A 20,489-nucleotide genomic window follows, 5' to 3' on the forward strand; every position below is an offset into this window, starting at 1 on the left:
TTGTGGATAAATACCATGTCAATTGGAATTATCCCACGACCATTTGGGTTGGTCCCGGTCGCATTACTGAATTGGCTGAAGCTTGCCTGGAGCTGAATATTCACAAGCCTCTGTTAGTTACTGATCCTACAGTCGCCGCATTGCCACTGGTCGATAGTGCGATTAACCCATGCCAACAGGTGGGTCTGGAAGTTAGCGTTTTTTCCAAAATCAAAGGTAATCCCAATGAAATAAATATCGCCGATGGGGTGGCCAAGCTGCGTGAGCAGAAGTGCGATGGGGTCATTGCCTTGGGCGGGGGCTCGGCCCTGGATGCGGGCAAAGCCATTGCCCTTATGGCGGGACAGCAGCACAGTATTTGGGATTTTGAGGATATTGGCGACAACTACAGGCGTGTGGATCCAGAGGGTATTTTACCGCTGATTGCCATTCCCACGACGGCTGGCACAGGTTCTGAAGTTGGCCGGGTTGCGGTAATTACCGATGAGAAAGCCCAGGTTAAGAGGCTGATTTTCCATCCGCGCATGATGCCGGACATTGTTATTCTCGATGCTCAATTGACAATGGGGTTGCCCCCAGACCTCACCGCAGCGACGGGAATGGATGCGCTATCACACAATCTCGAGTCTTTTTACTCCCCTCAATACCATCCTATGGCCGAGGGAATCGCCCTGGAGGGGATGCGCCTGATCAAGGAGTATTTGCCCCGAGCTTATGCTATAGGCGCAGAACTCGAGGCGCGTCAGCAAATGTTGGTAGCTTCCTGTATGGGGGCTACAGCTTTCCAGCGGGGCTTGGGCGCTATCCACGCCCTGGCACATCCATTGGGGGCCCTGTATGACAAGCACCATGGTTTGTTAAATGCGATATTGATGCCCTACGTTCTGATCGCCAACCGTCCAGCCATCCAGGTGCCTATGGGGCATCTGGCACTTTATCTACAACTGGCCGGTAATGAGATGTTTGATAGCGGATTTGATGCGGTACTCAACTGGTTGCTCGGATTGCGCAAACAGCTGGGGATTCCCCACAGCCTGTCGGAGATTGGAATTGATGACACTGATGCCGACAGAGTTGGGAAAATGGCATCGGTGGAGCCTTCCGCTAGTACTAACCCGATGCGTTTTAACGGGATAGAGTATCGGGATATTTTCTTGCGCGCCTGTGAAGGTACCGTCACCCTGTAATAAATTCCTGCGAATAGACGACAGAAGAGAATGTGTTCCATCGACAATCGGTAAAGGACTGAATGATGCGCAGTATTATTGCTCTCTTGTTCCTCTCATTGGCCAGTATTTCCCTGGCTCAGGATTCATCGAATATTCGCACGGCTATTTTTGCAGGAGGGTGTTTCTGGTGCATGGAGCCGCCATTTGACAAGGTCGATGGCGTCCTGGAAACCACCTCAGGATACAGCGGTGGCCATGTCAAAAACCCAACCTATGAACAGGTGTCTTCCGGTGGTACGGGGCATGCGGAAGTTGTTCAGGTAAAGTACGATGCGAATAAAGTCAGCTATTCCGACTTACTGAATATTTTTTGGCACAACGTTGACCCTTTTGATTCCGGTGGTCAATTTTGCGATCGCGGTGACCAGTACCGAGCCGAAATTTTTTACGGCAGTCAAGAAGAAAAGGTGTTAGCAGAGGAGAGCAAGAAAAAGGTAGAAGCGGAGTTGGGTAAAAAGGTGGTGACACAAATAAAACCCGCTGCAACCTTTTATCCCGCAGAGGCCTACCATCAGGACTATTACCAACGTAATCCTCTGCGTTACAAGTATTATCGCTACCGCTGTGGGCGTGATAAGCGCTTAGAGGAGGTCTGGGGGAAAGCGCCAAGTTAACGGATTGCCTCTCCGCAGGGTGAATATGGCACCGAGTCCCACTTTGTATGACGGGGAAGTCCTGGAAACAATCAATGATTTTCCAGTGCTTTACCGTTATATACCGGCGGTTAGTACCAGTCCGCTAATGGTATTTATTCCAGGCACAGCACATCTAGCGCGTATTTTCTACGGCTATCCCGGTGGCCGCCCAGATGATTTTATAAGTCACTGGGTCAATCTAGCGGGTTTTCCCTTCCTTGCTATTTCTTACCCTATGGAAAATGCGGTTTTTTGCAGTACTCACCCGGAGTTTACAATTCAAGATTGGGGAGATCAGGCTGCAGAAATTATTGCCAAGATTTTGTCTGAATATAACCTTCCAAATTCGGTAGTGGTGTGCGGCTGGAGTATGGGAGGGAAAATCGCTGGGGCTCTAGCGAGGGCGGCGAAAGCCTTGAATTTTTCGATTGAATGCTTTGTGGCTATGGCCGCAGAACCCGCGTTGCCGGGCTTTCTTCCTGAAGCTAATGCCAAGGCCATCGAAATGACAGTTGATGGGATGGCCAGTCGAAAGGGCATATATCCTGCCTTTTTGGCCGCGCTTGATGAGCAGAACACCTTAAACCAACACACAATTATCCCCAAAGATATCTATCTGGAGGCGTTCCTTGGAGCAATTCCCATCGCGCTTATTGGCACTGGATTAATGTATGATGGGCAAGGGTTTAAGGAAGATCTTTCCAGGGCATTGAAAACGGCAAACACCTTTGACTTCTTGGACTATCCAATTCCCGTTGTTATTCAGAGTGATTCAATGGGGGATTTGGAAAATGTGCTGTGCAATATTGATGATTGGGCATTTATTCGCAATCGAGTACTTGCCAGTAAACTTTTAGGAGGTGCATCTCCAGAGCAGATTCCAAGGGAAAGGTGGGAGCTAGTACAGCTTATAATCCGCTCGTCTTCCGCTTATTTTTCACAGACCGTTACAGGTAACCATTTCTTCTTTGTTGGCGCTATTGGGGCGCGCACTACTGTTGATAGTATCGAAAAGCTTTTGGCCAGGGTGAGAAGTATCCAGTCCTAATAAAGCACTTCTTAATAGCCTCATGGTGCTCTGGTTAAGCTGTCAGAGATTTTTAAATTAACATTTTGGTTATTTTACGATCCGCTCTACTTTTTTAAGGCTTACTACTGGGGTGAAAGGAAAGAATACACCGCACTCGAGACTCACTGCGAATACATCCCTGTAAGCTTCTAATCGGCATCCATGCCTCATAGGGTCCAAGCGCGGTGTATTCTTCCCTTTTCCCTTTTTAGTAGGCTATGCGGGTTGTAAGGCTTGTTCATGCTGATATTGGGTGAAATAGAGTTTCTCAGAAAGCTCAGTAATAAAATCGATGTTTTCGACCTTGTCGGCCATGCTTTCCATTCGGTCTTCTCCATTTAATGCTCCCCAGATGCTAGCAGCCATGGCACCCAAGGTATCTGTGTCACCACTTAAGGAAAAAATATTAGCTAATACAGACGTTAAAGGAGAGTTTCGATACTTAAGTCCAAAATAAATGGCAGTGATACAGGACTCTGGCGCGGTAATACCATTACCTAGCCATTGCTTGATTTGCTGCGGATGTGGAATCTTCTGGTTAAACAGTAGAGTCGCACACTTTTCCAGTTTGTAGCGATATATTTCGGACTTACAACTTACTTCAAGTTTGTTCAATATCTCTCTGTTTGAATGGTCTTGCAGGGATTCACAGATGGTTATAGCGATCAAGTATGCTCCCTCGACAGCAACTGGATGGGCGTGGGTGATTTCAGACACCGATTGTACATATTGCTTGAGGCGGTAGTCATTTTGGGGATGGCAGAGGGCAATAATAGGTGCCCTCATGGCGGCCCCATTGCCGATAGAACCGTGCTTAAATTTTTTTCGGTTTAAATCTTGCCAGCGTTTACCGTCCCTGACGCCTTTTAGTAGTTTCGCTGCACTGGGACCATATCCTCTGCTCCAGCGATAACTTTGGGCAAATTTTTTGGCTATGTGGTCTTGATCAAGGTAATTATGTTCAAGAAAGGAGGTCGCAATATCAATAGACATTTGCGTGTCATCGGTGTAGCGCTTTTTGCCCTGTTCGGTTTTCCCAATAATTTTCCAGAGTTGTCTTTCTAGAACGCCACCCTCGTATGGGGCGCCAAATGAATCGCCGATGGCTATTCCTTTAAAGCAACCTCTGTATTTACTGAGCTTTATCATTCTTTGATTTCTATACCTTATTCTCAGGGGAAGTCGCTACTAGCTATAAGGATCACTATTAATTGCTGTTATAAGTGACAATTTTATTCTAGAAAACACTTATTGGTAGTTAATGGCCCGCGAGGGGAAGGGTTTTGTTTTAGGTGAGAGCGAGCCGATATTTAAAACTAATCGGCTCGCCGCTAAAGTCGCTATATCATTTAATTAATACAGGCATCGTTAGCACTTCCAAAAGTATTTCTAATCCATACATTGCCAGTGCAAGCAGGGTGGTTGTGGTCAGCAAGATCTGCACCGGCATTATTTTCTGCGGTATTGCCAATGATCAAGTATCCGACTTGACCCAATCCCAACATCATAATGCCGTTAACGCCGTTATTATCTGATAGATTATTGGCAACAATGCCGCCATCCCCACTATCAATTACAATCCCACTCGATGTATTGAGAATCGTCTCATTGAATCTGATGAGAGTATTGTCACCAACGATCTTTATTCCTTGGAGACCGTTACTTGATGCATAAGAGTATCTCACACGATTACCGTCACCCATAACGCGTATACCCATTCCCCCATTGCCGCTAGCATCGGTGGCTTCAACTGTATTACCTGAACTCCAAAGTGCGATTCCTGCAATAGAGTTTGATGAAGCAGTGATATCAAAGATTTGATGGCTGCCATCACCTTCGGCTGATACGCCATTGTTACAGTTTGTGATAGTGCTTCCACCAACAGTATCCTCAAGGACTCTATCACTGTCTTTCAATTGAATGCCAATTCCGCTGCCATCGCAACTGAGATGGTAACCCGCCATATCGAGTGATCCGCCAGCATCTATCACGAGTGCAGGATGGCTTGCGCAGCTAAGAATATCGCCGGTGAGTACTTCTGCTGTTGTAATGGTATCTCCACAGCTGACAGCTGAAGCGACGGCGGAGAGCGATAGTGCGGCAATACCGGATACAGCGAGTAATGATGCTTTTATAGAATTCATATTTCTATTTTTCATATCAAATTTCCCTAATTATCTGAGTAATTAAAAAAGAGAGTGAACACCCAAAGCCATGGAGATTGTGACCTAGGTTTGAGAAAGAGCCATAGGAAATTTTTCCTAATTTATTGGGTTTTATTTGATATTTTGGTGATAATAGATTGTTTTTATTCTATTAAAATATTTACTTTTTTATTTTAGGTGGAGGCGCTTAATGCTAGTGCGAAGAATGAAGAAACCTGCATTATAAAAATAAGTTTCGTTTGGGTTTGTTATGGCTACTTTTTCAGGGTTTTTGCGAGAATCTTTGCGCAATCTGCCCTCTGTTCGAAAGTTGTGTTGGCAAACCCGAGCACCAATCCTGGATCTTCAGTTTTATTGGAATAGAAGAGCGATAGTGGTGTGCTGCCAAATCCGTATTCGCGTATTTTTTTTGAAAGGGTGATGTCGTCGTGTCCCGGTGTAGATATTACCAAGTGCATACCGGCACTACTGGCAATTAGTCCGGCTGGAGGTGGTATTTCTTCTCGAATAAGCTGACAGAAATGTTCCCATTTCTTCATATAACTAGCACGCATTTTGCGAAGATGTCGCACAAAATGCCCCTCATCGAGAAAGTCTGCCACGACAGCTTGTGTGACTAAGGGGGAGTGGCCAGATAACATTTCTTTTGCTTGGGTAAATGCCGCTACTGTAGATTTAGGCACCACTAAATAGCCCAATCTTAGGCTGGGTAGCAAGGTCTTACTAAAGCTCCCCATGTAGAGTACAGGTGTATTTTCTCCCATCCCCTGGAGTGCTGCGATGGGTTTGTGTTGGAATGAAAATTCACTGTCGTAATCATCTTCAATTATCCAGCAGCTTGCCTGTGTCGCCCAATCCAATAATTTGATTCGTTCACCAGCAGGCATAACACCACCCATTGGGTACTGATGTGTTGGCGTGGTAAAAAGTAACTTGGCTTCGGTTGCACTACTGACCAGCTTATCCACATCCAAGTGCTTATCTTTCAGGTTCGCTGGTACGAGCTTTGCTCCAACAGATTGGAAAGCTGCTCGAGCACGGCGATATCCCGGATCTTCTATATAAACCTTGTCTCCCTGGTTGATCGCGACTAGTGCACATAAATTCAGGGCCTCCTGAGCTCCATTGGTAATAATAATTTGTTCAGCGTTACAGCAAACTCCCCGGGAGTTGCGCAAGTATTCCGTAAGTGCCATACGCAAAGGTAAATAACCTTGGCTTTGCCCGTAACCTGTGAGAGCTAACCTGGATTGGTGGCGGCGGTATAATTTATTCCAAATAGTGAATGGAAATGAGCTTAGATCCGGTAGGCCGGGGGTGAAGGGAAGAGATTGATCTTCACTTTTCTTACCCCAAGATAAAGTCTGTGCAAAATCACCATAGTGAGAAAGTGATGGTAAGTACCTATTCCTCTGTGCTAGCCAACCTTGTCTGTGTGTTCTCTTTGTGTAGGCCGGCAATTCGGGAGATACAAATACGCCTTTCCCTGGATGGCTGGTAAGGAAGCCCTCTGCTTTCAGCTGGTCCAGAACTAATGTCACTGTATTGCGGCTGATAGAGAGGGATTCTGCCAATCGGCGCGAGGAGGGGAGCTTGGTACCAGCAGCCAGCCGGCCGTTGCAGATCCAATCTACCAATTGTCGATACAACTGTTCCTGTAGCGGCTGGCCTGATTCGAGAGTTAGGTCTGTAAGTTCGGCAGCACTCAAAACTGGCACCATAAAATAATTAAAACTGGCGCTTATCAGCGTACCAGTAAGATCCTACATTGGCGATATCTATTTCATACCAGAGTGAATTAAAGGAGGTTTTATGAATTTACATTCGCCAATCTCTGATGAATTGCCAACCTCAGCGAAGAGTCGTGTACGTCGTGCCCCGAAACGTGCCAGTTATCGGCGAGAGGATGTTTATAAGCTTGTCGATGAGCTAAAACTGGGCCATGTCGGTTTTATTGAAGACGGTGAAGTCATCATTATTCCTTTAACCATTTGGCGTCTGGGGGAGTTTTTGTATTTTCACCTGGCTAACAAGAGCCGGCTACAAAAACTATTGGAGGCAGGAGAACAGGTCTGTATTTCATTTGCCCGCTGCGATGAGTGGGTACTGGCCAAGTCAGCTTATCATCACAGTGCTAATTATCGCTCTGCGGTATTGTTTTGCCGAGGTGAGAGGGTCAAAGAGCAGCGGGAATTTGATGCGGTTTTTAAAGCGATTATTGATGATATAGAGCCGGGGCGCTGGGATCAGGTGCGCCTCCCCAGCCTACAGGAGCGCAAGGGAACAGCTTTGATGCGCCTGACCATAGAGGAGGGGGCTTTCAAAAGCCGAACTGGCGCGCCATCCGATAATAAAGAGGACTTGGCTCTGCCTGTGTGGAGCGGGGTCAAGCCTGTGTGCCCGTTTCGCTAGTGCTCAATTTAGCAAAGTAAAGGGAGCCTTATAGGGCCTCTGCCACTACTTTTAATGCGATTTGAATGATCTCCTGCTGGCCGGCTTCAATATCGGGGATAACACCCTGTCCTTCCCAGTTGGGGCGGCTGCCGGCAATCGTAGAAACCGGGCGTTTATCTGGGATACCGATTTCAAAGCCATAGGGGAGGGATTGAGGAGACTCCATCATATGTGCCCCACCGGCGCTGGCATTACCGACAATCGTGGCTCGGCCCAGCTGTTGTAGTGCGAAGGCGGTACTCTCAGATGCAGAGAAGGATCTCCCGTCAATCAGAATGACCATTGGTCTGTCACTCCCATAGCTGGGCCAGGGTTGAGGTGAAATACGTTTCGGTATTTCTCTCCCCTCGCGGCTTTCAATAACAAAGGGAAAGGGAGAATGGGGGTCAATAAATGACTGCAGAACAGCATTGGCGGTTTCTTCGTCTCCGCCGCCATTACTGCGTAAGTCGAGTATTAGGCCCTCGCTGTGGCGAAGCAGGGTGAAAGCCGCAGCGAGGGTTTGGTGGGCATTTTTATAGGTGTGGAAAGAAGAGAGGGAAAGGTAGCCAATGTTACCGGGAAGAATCTCAATTTTCTTAACGCCGTAGTTATTGCTGGGCGCTTCAGCCTGCCACTGTTCAATCCAATTATGGGCTTCTTTTTGGTTATCTATATGCTCTATATAGAAATGCTTATCACCGGAAAGGGTGCGAATTTCTTTGGTAAGTGCGCTGGCTAATTGTTGGTAGTCACTACAAAGATGATTAAAGTGTTTGGATTCTGCCAGGCTATTGAGTTGAGCGGATAGCGTCTGTCCTTTTTCCTCCAATATATAGTGCTTCTGAATAGCTACTGCAGCAGCTTTAATAACCAGGCCTGTCTCAAACTGGCAGGAACTCATTGCGCCGGAACTTGCCGCGAGAGACATGGAAAAAAAACTGATTAATACCGCTAAACTCATCTTGAGTTGGCGTTTCATATTTATGTAGCCTCTATTGATAGATTTTCTTGTATCCGCTCTAAATAAGGACGTTTCTCTAAAGCTTGAATTGCTTGATTGAGCAGCTCTGAGAGTTCTGTCGGTAATTCGCTATTGAGGGACTGCTCAGCTTCCAGAGTTGCTATCCACTGCTGTTTTAACTTGGGTATCAACGCACTGCCTTTGCGGGTCAAGCGTATTTTGCGCTGGCGAGCATCTTCTCCAGAAGAGGTCTGTACCAGCCCTTGTTTAATCATGTCTTTTACAGTTTGACTCACTGCGGGCTGGGAAATGTGGGTGCTCGCTACCACCTCACTAATGGTGATATCTCTCTTGTGGATAAGTGCACGCATTATCGGGGTGTAGCGGGGTTTGTAATTCTCCAGGCCACAGGCCCTATAGCTCTCTGCTACATCGCCATCCAGTAATTCCAGAATGTGACGAAGCTGAGTCCCCAGTTGGCTGTATTTCATAAAAGCTGCTCCATAAGCACTTATATAAGTGACTATATAATTTTTGGCGAACTTTTCAAGCTTCTTTGCCGCTATTCATCACCCCGTACAAATTCTTTGGCGCTTTTTTTGCATTGTGTGGCGAGTTTGGCGGGTTCTGCGTGAAATGGATTTTTGAACAAAGAGCTGAAATTTAAATTTCATATTTCATTCATCGAACTTTAGGAATTAACCGCCAATCTTTGCGCCGCGTGATCTGTGTCAGGTACGAGTGAAGAGAACATTATGAAAGAGATTGGCTTGGCTGCCCTTGCAGCCCTGGGGTTACCATTTTTGGCTGAAGAGGTCCAAGCCAGCGACCTCATTATTTCTGAATATATCGAGGGCAGTAGCAATAATAAGGCCCTTGAAATTTACAATGGCACGGGTGCAGCGGTTGACCTCAGTAGCTACAGCATTGAACTTTACTTCAATGGCTCCTCTGCGGCGGCTTCAACCATCGCCCTAAGTGGCAGCTTGGCAGACGGCGATGTTTACGTATTCGCCCACGCCAGTGCTGATTCCTCAATCCTGTCAGTAGCCGATCAGATTTATACCAGCGGCCTGTTTAACGGGGATGATGCGGTTGCCCTGAGTGGCCCCAATGGATATGTGGATGTTATCGGCCAGATCGGTGTTGATCCCGGTAGCCAATGGGGCGACAGCAGTCTGGGGACCCAAAATCAAACCTTAATTCGCAACTGGAGTGTGAGCGAAGGCCGTGCCGACGGCAGTACGGATTTTGACCCAGCTTCAGAGTGGTCTAGCGCAGGTCAGGATGACTTTTCCAACCTCGGCTGGCACAGCGAAGACGGCACTGGTGGCGGAGATGACGGCGGGGGCGGCGATGTTGTTCTCGGCGATTGCGGAGATATTTCTACGTTAATCAGCCAGGTTCAGGGTGATGAGTTTGAAAGCACTCTGGAGAATGAGCGCCACGAAATTGAAGCGGTTGTTGTTGGTGATTTCCAAGATACCAGCACCGGCCTTTCCGGCTTCTTCCTGCAAGAGGAAGACAGTGATCAGGATGGCCAGATCAATACCTCTGAGGGACTGTTTATACACGACAAAGGCTTCGGTGTAGATGTGCAAGTCGGAGACTTGGTTCGCGTCGGTGGTGTGGTTACTGAATACTATGACTTTACCGAATTAGATGAGGTTGATGGTGTTACGGTTTGCGGTAGCGGCTACAGTGTCACTGCCGAGGAAGTCTCCCTGCCGTTTAGTTCTGCTGAAGAGCAGGAGCAATACGAGGGGATGTTGGTTGAGTTCCCGCAAGCCCTGATGGTGAATGACCACTATAACCTGGGGCGCTATGGTGAAGTCACCCTGGCCAATGGCCGTCTCTATATTCCCACCCACAACAATGAGCCTGGGGTTGCAGCCGTAGCACAGGAAAGTGCTAACGATCTGAACAGGATTGTGTTGGACGATGGTTCCAGTGTGCAGAACCCGGAAGCGGTGCCATACCCGGTCTCTGGCCTCAGTGCCAGTAATACCTTACGCAATGGCGATACGGTAGAGGGATTGCGCGGTGTAATGGGGTATAGCTACAGCGCCTACCGAGTACATCCCGTGGAGGCGCCAGAATTTGTTGCTGCCAACCTGCGTGAAAGCGCTCCACAATTACCGGGTAAGGGCAGTTTAAAGATCGCCAGCTTTAATGTTCTGAATTATTTTAATGGCGATGGTTATGGCGGCGGTTTCCCTACTTCCCGTGGGGCTGATACTGAAGAAGAATTCCTGCGCCAGAGAAATAAAATTATCTCCGCTATTTTAGACCTGGATGCCGATGTAGTTGGCTTAATGGAAATTGAGAACGATGGCTACGGTTCAGAAAGTGCTATTCAGGATTTAATTAATGGCCTTAACACGGCTACTGGCAGTGAAAACTATCAATTTGTTAATCCAGACCTGACTCAACTGGGCACCGATGAAATTTCTGTGGGGCTGATTTATCGCAGCGATCGGGTAATGCCTGTAGGCGCTGCTGCGACAACTGATAGCTATCCCTTTGATGACGGTAACCGCCAACCACTGCTACAAGCTTTTGCCGAACTATCAAGTGGTGAAGAGCTGGCCGTGGTGGTCAATCACTTCAAATCAAAGGGAAGTTGTCCTGACGATGGCAGTTTGAACGATGATCTGGGTGATGGACAGGGCTGCTGGAACTCGCTGCGCACCGAAGCCGCAGATGCCCTGGTTTCATGGATTGATTCTGACCCGACAGGTAGCGGCACCGATCGTGTTCTGGTGCTCGGTGACCTCAATAGCTATGCCCGCGAAAACCCAATTAGCACTCTAAAGGACGCTGGCTACGCTGATTTGTTGGAGGTTTTCGGTGAAGGAGAAGCCTACTCCTATGTTTACAGCGGTGAGTCCGGCTACTTGGATCACGCTCTCGCCAGTGAATCACTGGCTCCTCTGGTAACAGGTGCGGCCGATTGGCATATCAATGCCGATGAGCCTCGGGTGCTGGATTACAACATCGAGAATAAAACCGATGAGCAGGTGGAGAGTTTCTACTCGACTGATGCATTCCGCGCTTCAGATCACGATCCGCTTGTGGTTGAGTTGGACCTGGGGGCAGATAACCAGGAGCCGGTTGCCGGGTTTGAGTGGGGTGTTGAAGGCTTCGAAGTGAACTACTTCGACAGCAGCGTCGATACCGATGGCACTATCGTTAGCTGGGCCTGGGATTTTGGTGATGGCACTACCAGTACTGAGCAAAACCCCAGTCATAGCTACGATGCAGCAGGCACTTATTCTGTAATTCTCCAGGTTGAGGACGACCGGGGAGCGATCTCCACCGTTGAGCAGCTTGTACAGGTTGATGAAGTTGTTGAGCTTCAGGCTGACTTTAAAGTGCACAGTTTCCTGCGCTGGGTGTGGGTTGAAGAGCGCAGTAGTTACGATGGCGACGGTAACCTGAGCTATGAGTGGGACTTTGACGATGGCACCAGCCGCTCCGGCCCCATGGCACTGCATCGCTATGCCACCGGTGGTAGTTATGAAATTACCCTGACTGTGAAAGACGATTTCGGTAATGAAGATAAAGCCTACCGTGAAATTGAGATTCGCAAGCCGTTTTGGCACTGAGATGGATATCAACAACAATAAATAATTAACTCCACATATTGAACGGTCGGATATTAAGGCAAGAGATATTCGGCCGTTTTCTTTCCTCCCCGCGTTAATTGCGTATTTTTCTTCTTTACCTTCGTGGGTATATGCCCGAGTGTTTCACTTCCTCGTTTTCATATTGGTAGCCCGGCAAGGCTCCATTGCGAGTCATTAAAATCTTTTTTATATGGACCATTGGAGGGGAAAGTGTTTGTGCGTGCCCGATCCCTGAATTGGAAAAAGACTTGAGCAAAGTGCCTAAGATGTCTTTCTGGAGTATTGAGGTATCATTGGGGACTATCGGAGGCGTATCAAAATAGATAAATATTTAATGCAAGGAGTGTCGTTTTCAGTCAGCGTGTGTTTTATTGCTTCAGGTAAATCAGTTACTAGTGATCGGCGAAGCTATTAAACCACTGGGGGAGACATAGTTTGCAGGCATTTAAGACATTGGAAGGTTTAAGCCTGGAATGGACCGGCACACACTATTCAAAACAAGGTGATTTCCCCGACCTTTCTACCCACACGGTAACCTATGAAACCGCGACACATTGTTATGTTACGGCGTCGGGAGAGTTAGTTGGGGAGGCTTCATATACCTATGAAGCCATGGACGATAGGATGGCGGCGTTGATTTATCGGCCTGATATATATCAGGGGCGAAAAGGTGTGGTGCTTTATGCGATGCTCGATTTTGTACAGATGATGGATCGCGCCATTATTCTCTATCAGGATCGGCCACTAGCGCTGGCAAATGGCAGTTTTCGGGTGGTGAATACCCCTGTGCGACCTACAGCCTGAAAATTGAAAAATAAGGAAAATGGTGAGCTTATGAGAGAGTGCGAGAAAATTAATTATATTGAGTTGCCCTCCAGGGATTTGGGTAAGACAAAAGCATTCTTTACCGAGGCTTTTAATTGGACTTTTACCGATTACGGTCCGGAGTACACCGCTTTTTCAAATGCTGGATTGGATGGTGGCTTTTTCAAGGCAGAGTTGCAGAGCACTACTGAAAATGGATCTGCATTAGTGGTGTTATACAGCCGCGACCTGGAGGGTACCCTGGAGAAGGTCACGCGATGCGGAGCCGAAATAGCCAAGCCAATTTTCCCGTTTCCCGGTGGCAGGCGCTTCCATTTTAGGGAACCTTGCGGCAATGAATTTGCGGTTTGGTCTGATGTGGAGTCTGCGTAGAGGCGTTTACAGAAAAAAGCCCCCGATTTTACTCGGAGGCTTTTGGGAGACTGGCAACCGTTTCTATTAAGCTTCGAAATCAGTACCCAGCTTCTTTTCCACCAGCTGCTTTTTCAGGGTGGCGTACTGGGGAATGCCATTTTTGTAGGGAGGGTAATCCTCGCCTTGAATTAATGGCAGCAGGTACTTGCGTCCCTCTTCAGTAATTCCAAAGCCATCTTCGCTGATATATTCGCGCGGCATAAATTTTTCTACGTTGGCGACTTCAGACAGCGGCGCCTCTGCGATGGACCAGCTGTACTCTTCACTTTCTGCGCGAATAATGGCTGGCATAATGGCATTTTTGCCTGCTACAGCCATTTCCACTGCGGCGCGACCTACGGCGTAGGCTTGCTCAACGTCAGTAGCAGAAGCGATATGGCGGGCGGCGCGCTGGAGGTAATCTGCCAGGGCCCAGTGATACTTCAGGCCGAGTTCGCTTTTGACCATGTTGGCCAGGGTCGGTGCAACACCGCCCAGCTGCTTGTGACCAAAGGCGTCGGTGGTGCCGGCATCGGCAAGGAAGGTGCCGTCGCCGTACTGGGCGCCTTCGGAGGCGACGATAACGCAGTAGCCTTTCTCGTCTACGGTCTTTTGTACCTTGGCGAGGAACTTCTCTTTATCGAAAGCGATTTCCGGGAACAGGATAATGTGGGGTGCATCGCCTTCCTGTTCCTGGGCCAGAGCGCCGGCAGCGGCAATCCAGCCCGCGTGACGGCCCATCACCTCGAGAATAAATACCTTGGTGGAAGTAGCGCACATGGAGGCCACGTCCATGGCCGCTTCCTTGGTGGAAACGGCAACATATTTGGCAACGGAGCCAAAGCCCGGGCAGTTGTCGGTCAGGGGCAGGTCGTTATCTACAGTTTTGGGAATATGGATGGCCTGGATTGGATAACCCATGGTCTCGGACAGCTGGGATACTTTCAGGCAGGTGTCTGCTGAGTCGCCACCACCGTTGTAAAAAAAGTAGCCAATATTGTGCGCTTTGAAGACTTCGATCAGGCGCTCGTATTCTGCGCGGTTCTCTTCCAGACTCTTCAGCTTATAGCGGCAGGAACCAAAGGCACCGGAGGGGGTGTGGCGCAGTGCAGCAATATCCTCTGCGCTCTCTTGGCTCACGTCGATCAGCTCCTCGCGCAGCGCGCCGAGAATACCGTTTAGCCCTGCGTAGACATTGCCAATCTGGTCCGGGTTTTCACGCGCAGCTTCAATTACGCCGCAGGCGGATGCGTTGATCACGGCGGTAACGCCACCGGACTGCGCATAAAAGGCGTTCTTTTTCGACATGGTTATCCTGTGCTTATAGAGATATAGAGAAGTATCCCGATCCGGTAGTCCGCCTCGCATCTAGTTTTAAACATTTGTGCCAGTGGGGATAACCGGGAGCTCGTATCGGGTGTCGACCCTTTCGGGAAAATTCCTACCACCGTACCGGGGATGAGGCCGACCAATGCGGGGGCGGAGTCTAATGGAATAGCGAGTAAATTGCATGGTAACTGGGGTATTTGGCAATTACTGGCCCGAATTGCCGTGTTAAGCTTGCGCCGCAACCCGTAGGAGTACATTTTTCCGCTATGCATATTCATATTCTAGGTATTTGCGGCACATTTATGGGCAGTTTGGCCCAACTGGCGGTGGCGGAAGGGCACCGCGTAACCGGCAGTGACGCCAATGTTTATCCACCTATGAGCACCCAGTTGCAACAGGCGGGTATCCAAATTACCGAGGGCTATGATCCCGCACAGCTGGAGCCCGTCCCGGACCTGGTGATTATTGGTAATGCCATGTCCCGGGGAAATCCGGCGGTAGAGGCGGTGTTGGAAAAAGGGTTGGCTTACACCTCTGGCGCCCAGTGGTTGTGCGATCATTTCCTGGGTGGCCGCTGGGTATTGGCGGTTTCCGGAACCCACGGTAAAACCACCACCGCCAGTATGCTGGCCTGGATTTTGGAAGCGGCAGATATGCAGCCCGGCTTCCTGATTGGTGGAGTTCCGGCTAATTTTGGTGTCTCTGCTCGTTTGGGAGAGTCTCCCTTCTTTATTGTCGAGGCGGATGAGTATGACACTGCCTTTTTCGACAAGCGTTCCAAGTTTGTGCACTACCGCCCGCGCACGGTGATTATCAACAATCTCGAATTTGACCACGCAGATATCTTTGAGGACCTGGCGGCAATCCAGAAACAATTCCATCACCTGGTACGAACTGTGCCTGCTAGCGGCCTGATAGTGGCCTCTGCCGAAGAGAATGTAGAGCAGGTGCTTGATAAAGGCTGCTGGAGTGAAGTGCAGCGGGTTGGCAGCGAGTCTGCCGAAGGTGTGCGAGTGGGTGATTGGTGCGCAGTGGATATTGCCGCCGATGGCAGCAGTTTTACGGTTCAGTTCAAAGGCGAAGCTGTGGCGCGGGTCGAGTGGGACCTGACCGGGCAGCACAATGTGCAAAATGGCCTCGCGGCTATGGCTGCGGCGCGGCATGTGGGTGTCACCCCAGATTTGAGTGCGGCAGCTCTGGCACGCTTCCAGGGGGTTAAACGCCGTATGGAGTGCCTGGGAGAAGTGGCCGGCATCCGTGTTTACGATGATTTTGCCCATCACCCTACCGCGATTGAATCCACCCTCAATGGTCTGCGGGCGAAGGTAGGGGAGGATAAAATCATTGCCCTGATTGAACCGCGTTCCAATACCATGCGTATGGGAGTGCACCAGGGCAAGCTGGCCGACTCCTGCTCCGGAGCCGATATGGTGCTCTGGTATCAGCCTGAGGGAGTTAACTGGTCCCTGGAAGACGTCGCCCACCACTCATCGGTGCCGGCCAAAACTTTTGATTCGATTGAAGATGGTGTGGAATCTGTGTTGCAGCTAGCCGATTCCGGTAGCCATATCGTAGTGATGAGCAACGGCGGCTTTGGCGGTATCCACCAGCGCCTTATCGGTGCCCTGGAACAGAAATACGATCTCTAAGTCAGAAGACTAATGTTTCCTGCGCAGTCCTATGCTCGCAGGGCTGAATAAGGTATCGACTTTGCATCAATCCTCTTTCGAAAAGACCGTGACCCTGGCTATGACCGGGGCCTCCGGCGCTCAGTATGGTTTGCGCCTGTTGCAATGCCTGCTGGCATCGAATGTGCGCGTGTGGTTGCTGTTGTCTGAGGCGGCTCAGGTGGTCATCAACACCGAAACTGATATGCAGTTGCCGGAGGGCGATGAGCGCGAGTTGCAGAATTTCCTCGCCGATCGTTTTGCCGCGCAGGAAGGCCAGCTGACCCTTTTCAGCAAGCGCGATTGGTTTTCCCCGGTGGCTTCTGGAACCGGGGCGCCAGCCAGTATGGTGATCTGCCCGGCAAGTGGTGGCACCTTGTCTGCGGTGGCCTGTGGAGCATCGAACAACCTGATTGAGCGGGCTGCGGATGTAGCCCTGAAAGAGCGCCGCCAGCTCATTCTGGTTCCCCGCGAGGCGCCTTACTCCGAGATTCACCTGGAAAATATGCTGAAACTCACCCGCATGGGGGCCATGATCCTGCCGGCCAGCCCTGGCTTTTACCAGAGGCCCAGTTCGGTGGAAGATATTGTGGACTTCGTGGTGGCGCGGTTGCTCGACCAGTTGGGCATCGAGCAGAAGCTGTTGCCCAGCTGGGGAGAGCAGGATGGGCAATGAGATAAAACCGAGTATTACGATTCACTACTGTGTGCAGTGCAACTGGATGTTGCGAGCCACCTGGATGGCCCAGGAATTGCTGCACACTTTCGCCGATGACCTCAATCAGGTTGCATTGCAACCGGGTACTGGGGGAGTATTCGAGATTCGGATTGGCGAAATTTTGATCTGGGAGCGCAAGCGTGACGGCGGCTTTCCCGGTGCTAAGGAGCTCAAACGTCGCGTCAGGGATACCCTGTTTCCCGAACGCGACCTGGGGCATATCGACAATCCCTGAAAAAAGTTCCAATAAAACGGTGCGGTGGCAAATTTTAGGTTTGCTAATTCATCGCATAGGCGAACAATATGCGCGCCGCAATGCGGCCAGTTTTTAGTTTGGAAAGAAGCGGAAATTTATGCTGTCAGCTTTACAGAAGTCTTATGAATACTTGGTGACCAAGCGGCCCGCTGTGGTGTTGGTGGTTATCGGCCTGTTAACCCTGCTGGCAGCCCTCGGATTGTCCCGCCTGAAGATCGACGCCTCTGCCGATTCCCTCACTCTGGAAGCTGATAAATCCCTGGATTATTTCCGCGAGATTTCCGAGCGCTATGCCAGTGGCGACTTCCTGGTTGTCACTTACCGCTCCAAGACTGGGGACCTGTTCAGTGATGAGTCCCTGGAAACCCTGGGCAAGTTGCGGGATGAATTGGCCAAGGTAGATGGTGTGTCCAGTGTGCAGAGCATTCTCGATGTCCCACTGCTGTACAGCCCCAAGCTGGTTCTCACCGATATCAGCGATGAGGTGCGCACGCTCGCCAGGCCCGATGTCGATCGGGATATGGCCCGGCAAGAGTTCCTCTCAAGCCCGATTTATCGGGAGTTGATCCTGAGCCCGGACGGGCAGACGACCGCCATTCTGGCGAACCTGAAACTGGATAGCCGCGGCATCGAGATGGTGCGCGAGCGGGATGCTTTGCGCAGCAAGCGCAATACAGAGGGACTGACTCCAGAAGAGGCCGTTCGCCTGGAGGAGATCAGCGCGGTCTATCTGGCCCATCGTACTGAGCAAGAGAAAATTGCCCACCAGCGAGTCGATACCGTGCGTGCAATTCTGGCTGGCTACAACGGCGAAGCGGAGCTGTTCCTCGGTGGTGTCACCATGATTACCGCCGATATGATTTCGTTTATTAAAAGCGACCTGCTGGTATTCGGTGTGGGGATACTCGCTTTTATCGTGATTACCCTGTTGCTGATTTTCCGTCAGCCGCGCTGGGTGCTGTTGCCGCTGATGACTTGTGTTACCACTGCGGTGGTGATGCTGGGGCTACTCGGCTGGCTGGATTGGCGACTGACAGTGATCTCGGCCAATTTTGTCGCACTGCTGTTAATTATTACCTTGGCAATTACCATCCATCTGGCGGTGCGCTACCGGGAATATATTGCCCAGAACCCGGATTGGGATCTTGAAAAGCTGGTATTGCAGACAGTGCGTTTTATGGCCAAGCCCTGTCTGTATACCGCACTGACCACCATCGTGGCTTTTGTGTCCTTGGTGGTGAGCGGCATTCGCCCGGTTATTGATTTTGGCTGGATGATGACGATGGGTGTGACTGTGGCTCTGCTGCTGTCGTTCCTGATTATTCCCAGCTTCCTGATGGTGCTGCCGAAGCGTGTGGGCAGTGTGAGTGCAGATAACTCCCACGCATTTACCCTGCAGTTTTCCCGCTTTGCCGAGCGCCACAAGTTTGTGGTGTTAGGTATTTCACTGCTGGCAGCGGTCGTGAGTGTGGTGGGCATATCCCAGCTGAAGGTGGAAAACCGCTTTATCGATTACTTCGATGATTCCACGGAAATTTATCAGGGCATGCTGGTGATTGACCGCCGCCTGGGCGGCACTGTGACCTTGGATATTATCCTGGATCAGCCCGAGGAGCAGGAGGTAGCTTTCGAGGGGGAAGAAGATCCCTTTGCGATGGGAGCAGAGGAAGATCCCTTCGCTGTAGATGAGGACCCCTTTGCCTCCGATGATCCATTTGGTGGTGAAGAGGAGTCAGTGGAGCAGAGCTACTGGTTTACGGTTGCCGGTTTGGCAAAGCTGGAGCAGCTGCATGATTACCTGGAGGAGCAGCCGGAGATAGGCAAGGTTCAATCTCTGGCGACCCTGTATAAAGTTGCCGTGGATCTGAATGGCGGCCCCCTCAATGACTTTGAGCTGGCGGTGGCCAATACCAGCCTGCCGGCCGAAATTCGCTCCGTTCTGGTAGACCCCTATTTATCCGTGGAGAATAACCAGGCTCGTATCACCCTGCGAGTGATGGAGACAGACCCCACCCTGCGTCGCGATGAGCTGATCCAGCGCATCTACAACTACGCTCACAATGAGATGGGTATTGCTCCAGAGAATGTCCATCAGACCGGCCTGTTGGTGCTGTACAACAATATGTTACAGAGCCTGTTTAAGTCCCAGATCCTGACCCTGGGTGCCGTTTTTGTCGGAATCCTGCTGATGTTCCTGGTGCTATTCCGCTCTCTGTGGATTGCTCTGATTGCACTGGTGCCAAATATGCTGGCGGCCTGTGTGGTACTTGGTGGTATGGGGCTCGCGGGTATCCCGCTGGATATGATGACCATCACTATCGCTGCGATTACCGTGGGTATCGGGGTGGACCACGCAATTCATTACCTGTATCGCTTCCGCGCTGAGTTTGCCAAAGATGGCAATTACCTGGCGACCATGCACCGCAGCCATGCGACGATTGGCCGTGCCATGTTCTACACAGCGATCACGATTATTGTCGGTTTCTCAATTTTGGCGCTGTCGAAGTTTGTTCCGTCGATCTATTTCGGCCTCCTCACCGCGCTGGCGATGTCCGCCGCACTGTTGGGTTCCCTGACACTTCTGCCCCTGTTGCTGGTGATGTTCAAGCCGCTCGGTCGTCAGAGGCAAGCTGATAAAGTTGAGCCCGAGGCACCGATGCAGGAGGCGCCCAGCGCCTGAATCGAAGGAATTTGAAATATAAAAAAAGCCGGGATATCCCCGGCTTTTTTTATGGCTGCTTAACAGCGAGGGCTCAGTCCTGGCGGCTGGTAATTTCCAGCAAGTGGTAGCCAAACTGGGTTTTGACTGGGCCATGCACCTTGTGCAGCTCCTCGGAAAATACGACCTTGTCAAATTCGGGAACCATCATTCCCTTGCTGAAAGAGCCCAGGTCACCGCCGGAACGGCTAGAGGGGCACTGGGAGTACTGCTCGGCAATTTTACCGAAGTCAGCGCCGTTCTCGATTTGCTGTTTCAGGTCCTGGCACTGCTGTTCATTTTCAACCAGGATATGGCGAGCGGTTGCTGTAGGCATGAAAAATCTCCGTTTGGTCAATTTACCGCAGCAGCTTAAAGGCTAGGTGTTGGGCTTGCCAGCGACAATTACCGCAAAGTGGAAAAACTTGCTCCCAATCCAACCGGTTGGCGGTAAAAAGTCTCTTAACATGCCGCAGAGT

General features: G+C 50.2%; 18 protein-coding genes. 11 read left to right on the forward strand and 7 right to left on the reverse strand.

The genetic code is table 11. The features are described 5' to 3' along the window. Positions 1-2: 2 nt before the first annotated feature. From ACJJI3_RS21300 to ACJJI3_RS21310, 3 genes are all read left to right on the forward strand, one after another. Complete coding sequence (locus tag ACJJI3_RS21300) at positions 3-1,187, forward strand: iron-containing alcohol dehydrogenase (protein ID WP_444940862.1); 1,185 nt, start codon at positions 3-5, stop codon at positions 1,185-1,187. Positions 1,188-1,252: 65 nt separating this feature from the next. Then, on the forward strand, positions 1,253-1,843 hold the full coding sequence (msrA, locus tag ACJJI3_RS21305; RefSeq protein ID WP_444940863.1) for a peptide-methionine (S)-S-oxide reductase MsrA: 591 nt from the start codon (positions 1,253-1,255) through the stop codon (positions 1,841-1,843). Between the two features lie 25 nt (positions 1,844-1,868). Next, the gene (locus ACJJI3_RS21310) at positions 1,869-2,912 is read left to right on the forward strand and encodes an alpha/beta fold hydrolase (RefSeq protein WP_444940864.1); all 1,044 of its coding nucleotides are present in this window, start codon (positions 1,869-1,871) and stop codon (positions 2,910-2,912) included. 237 nt (positions 2,913-3,149) lie between these two features. Here the strand turns inward: ACJJI3_RS21310 and ACJJI3_RS21315 are convergent, their stop codons facing one another. The 3 genes from ACJJI3_RS21315 to pdxR all read right to left on the reverse strand — a co-directional run bounded on the left by ACJJI3_RS21315 (position 3,150) and on the right by pdxR (position 6,807). Continuing rightward, positions 3,150-4,082 (reverse strand): ADP-ribosylglycohydrolase family protein, encoded by a 933-nt coding sequence (locus ACJJI3_RS21315; protein ID WP_444940865.1) that lies wholly within the window; start codon positions 4,080-4,082, stop codon positions 3,150-3,152. Between the two features lie 200 nt (positions 4,083-4,282). Further along, complete coding sequence (locus tag ACJJI3_RS21320) at positions 4,283-5,092, reverse strand: right-handed parallel beta-helix repeat-containing protein (RefSeq protein ID WP_444940866.1); 810 nt, start codon at positions 5,090-5,092, stop codon at positions 4,283-4,285. Between the two features lie 260 nt (positions 5,093-5,352). Further along, positions 5,353-6,807 (reverse strand): MocR-like pyridoxine biosynthesis transcription factor PdxR, encoded by a 1,455-nt coding sequence (gene pdxR, locus ACJJI3_RS21325; protein WP_444940867.1) that lies wholly within the window; start codon positions 6,805-6,807, stop codon positions 5,353-5,355. 103 nt (positions 6,808-6,910) lie between these two features. Here pdxR and ACJJI3_RS21330 point away from each other — a divergent pair, with 103 nt between their 5' ends. Further along, entirely contained in the window at positions 6,911-7,510 is a 600-nt protein-coding gene (locus tag ACJJI3_RS21330; RefSeq protein ID WP_444940868.1) for a pyridoxamine 5'-phosphate oxidase family protein, read from the forward strand. A 28-nt stretch (positions 7,511-7,538) separates the two neighbouring features. Here the strand turns inward: ACJJI3_RS21330 and ACJJI3_RS21335 are convergent, their stop codons facing one another. Next, the gene (locus ACJJI3_RS21335) at positions 7,539-8,513 is read right to left on the reverse strand and encodes a S41 family peptidase (protein ID WP_444940869.1); all 975 of its coding nucleotides are present in this window, start codon (positions 8,511-8,513) and stop codon (positions 7,539-7,541) included. A 2-nt stretch (positions 8,514-8,515) separates the two neighbouring features. Next, a complete protein-coding gene (locus ACJJI3_RS21340) occupies positions 8,516-8,986 on the reverse strand; it encodes a MarR family winged helix-turn-helix transcriptional regulator (RefSeq protein WP_444911424.1) in 471 nt (156 codons plus the stop codon). 264 nt (positions 8,987-9,250) lie between these two features. Between ACJJI3_RS21340 and ACJJI3_RS21345 the strand changes: the two genes are divergently transcribed. The 3 genes from ACJJI3_RS21345 (at position 9,251) to ACJJI3_RS21355 (ending at position 13,321) form a co-directional block, all read left to right on the forward strand. Next, positions 9,251-12,103, forward strand: a complete 2,853-nt coding sequence (locus ACJJI3_RS21345; protein WP_444940870.1) for an ExeM/NucH family extracellular endonuclease — start codon at positions 9,251-9,253, stop codon at positions 12,101-12,103. A gap of 456 nt (positions 12,104-12,559) precedes the next feature. After that, positions 12,560-12,928, forward strand: coding sequence for a hypothetical protein (locus ACJJI3_RS21350; protein WP_444940871.1), 369 nt, complete (start codon positions 12,560-12,562; stop codon positions 12,926-12,928). A gap of 30 nt (positions 12,929-12,958) precedes the next feature. Further along, on the forward strand, positions 12,959-13,321 hold the full coding sequence (locus ACJJI3_RS21355) for a VOC family protein (RefSeq protein ID WP_413663152.1): 363 nt from the start codon (positions 12,959-12,961) through the stop codon (positions 13,319-13,321). A 66-nt stretch (positions 13,322-13,387) separates the two neighbouring features. On the opposite strand, the gene ACJJI3_RS21360 is transcribed toward ACJJI3_RS21355, so the two are convergent. Next, positions 13,388-14,650: a 6-phosphofructokinase gene (locus tag ACJJI3_RS21360; protein WP_444891901.1), complete on the reverse strand. Its 1,263-nt coding sequence runs from the start codon at positions 14,648-14,650 to the stop codon at positions 13,388-13,390. Positions 14,651-14,937: 287 nt separating this feature from the next. On the opposite strand from ACJJI3_RS21360, the gene mpl reads away from it, so the two are divergent. The 4 genes from mpl (at position 14,938) to ACJJI3_RS21380 (ending at position 19,992) form a co-directional block, all read left to right on the forward strand. Continuing rightward, a complete protein-coding gene (gene mpl, locus ACJJI3_RS21365; RefSeq protein WP_444907407.1) occupies positions 14,938-16,320 on the forward strand; it encodes a UDP-N-acetylmuramate:L-alanyl-gamma-D-glutamyl-meso-diaminopimelate ligase in 1,383 nt (460 codons plus the stop codon). Between the two features lie 31 nt (positions 16,321-16,351). Beyond that, entirely contained in the window at positions 16,352-17,014 is a 663-nt protein-coding gene (locus ACJJI3_RS21370; RefSeq protein ID WP_444891899.1) for a flavin prenyltransferase UbiX, read from the forward strand. Next, positions 17,004-17,291, forward strand: a complete 288-nt coding sequence (locus ACJJI3_RS21375; RefSeq protein WP_282931461.1) for an Rdx family protein — start codon at positions 17,004-17,006, stop codon at positions 17,289-17,291. Before ACJJI3_RS21370 ends, ACJJI3_RS21375 begins: the two co-directional genes overlap by 11 nt. 118 nt (positions 17,292-17,409) lie before the next feature. After that, entirely contained in the window at positions 17,410-19,992 is a 2,583-nt protein-coding gene (locus tag ACJJI3_RS21380) for an efflux RND transporter permease subunit (RefSeq protein ID WP_444940872.1), read from the forward strand. Positions 19,993-20,065: 73 nt separating this feature from the next. Here the strand turns inward: ACJJI3_RS21380 and ACJJI3_RS21385 are convergent, their stop codons facing one another. Continuing rightward, complete coding sequence (locus ACJJI3_RS21385; RefSeq protein WP_507021866.1) at positions 20,066-20,368, reverse strand: peptidylprolyl isomerase; 303 nt, start codon at positions 20,366-20,368, stop codon at positions 20,066-20,068. Between the last annotated feature and the right edge of the window lie 121 nt (positions 20,369-20,489).

The organism is Microbulbifer maximicatervae (SeqCode), from assembly GCF_052466985.1.

Excerpts from the sequence above, each read along its gene's own strand:
- ACJJI3_RS21345 (WP_444940870.1), top strand. The coding sequence starts at position 9,251 with ATGAAAGAGATTGGCTTGGCTGCCCTTGCAGCCCTGGGGTTACCATTT.
- ACJJI3_RS21375 (WP_282931461.1), top strand. The coding sequence starts at position 17,004 with ATGGGCAATGAGATAAAACCGAGTATTACGATTCACTACTGTGTGCAG.
- ACJJI3_RS21320 (WP_444940866.1), bottom strand. The coding sequence starts at position 5,092 with ATGAAAAATAGAAATATGAATTCTATAAAAGCATCATTACTCGCTGTA.
- ACJJI3_RS21370 (WP_444891899.1), top strand. The coding sequence starts at position 16,352 with ATGCTCGCAGGGCTGAATAAGGTATCGACTTTGCATCAATCCTCTTTC.
- ACJJI3_RS21315 (WP_444940865.1), bottom strand. The coding sequence starts at position 4,082 with ATGATAAAGCTCAGTAAATACAGAGGTTGCTTTAAAGGAATAGCCATC.
- mpl (WP_444907407.1), top strand. The coding sequence starts at position 14,938 with ATGCATATTCATATTCTAGGTATTTGCGGCACATTTATGGGCAGTTTG.
- ACJJI3_RS21335 (WP_444940869.1), bottom strand. The coding sequence starts at position 8,513 with ATGAAACGCCAACTCAAGATGAGTTTAGCGGTATTAATCAGTTTTTTT.
- ACJJI3_RS21310 (WP_444940864.1), top strand. The coding sequence starts at position 1,869 with ATGGCACCGAGTCCCACTTTGTATGACGGGGAAGTCCTGGAAACAATC.
- ACJJI3_RS21380 (WP_444940872.1), top strand. The coding sequence starts at position 17,410 with ATGCTGTCAGCTTTACAGAAGTCTTATGAATACTTGGTGACCAAGCGG.
- ACJJI3_RS21355 (WP_413663152.1), top strand. The coding sequence starts at position 12,959 with ATGAGAGAGTGCGAGAAAATTAATTATATTGAGTTGCCCTCCAGGGAT.
- ACJJI3_RS21340 (WP_444911424.1), bottom strand. The coding sequence starts at position 8,986 with ATGAAATACAGCCAACTGGGGACTCAGCTTCGTCACATTCTGGAATTA.
- msrA (WP_444940863.1), top strand. The coding sequence starts at position 1,253 with ATGCGCAGTATTATTGCTCTCTTGTTCCTCTCATTGGCCAGTATTTCC.
- ACJJI3_RS21330 (WP_444940868.1), top strand. The coding sequence starts at position 6,911 with ATGAATTTACATTCGCCAATCTCTGATGAATTGCCAACCTCAGCGAAG.
- ACJJI3_RS21360 (WP_444891901.1), bottom strand. The coding sequence starts at position 14,650 with ATGTCGAAAAAGAACGCCTTTTATGCGCAGTCCGGTGGCGTTACCGCC.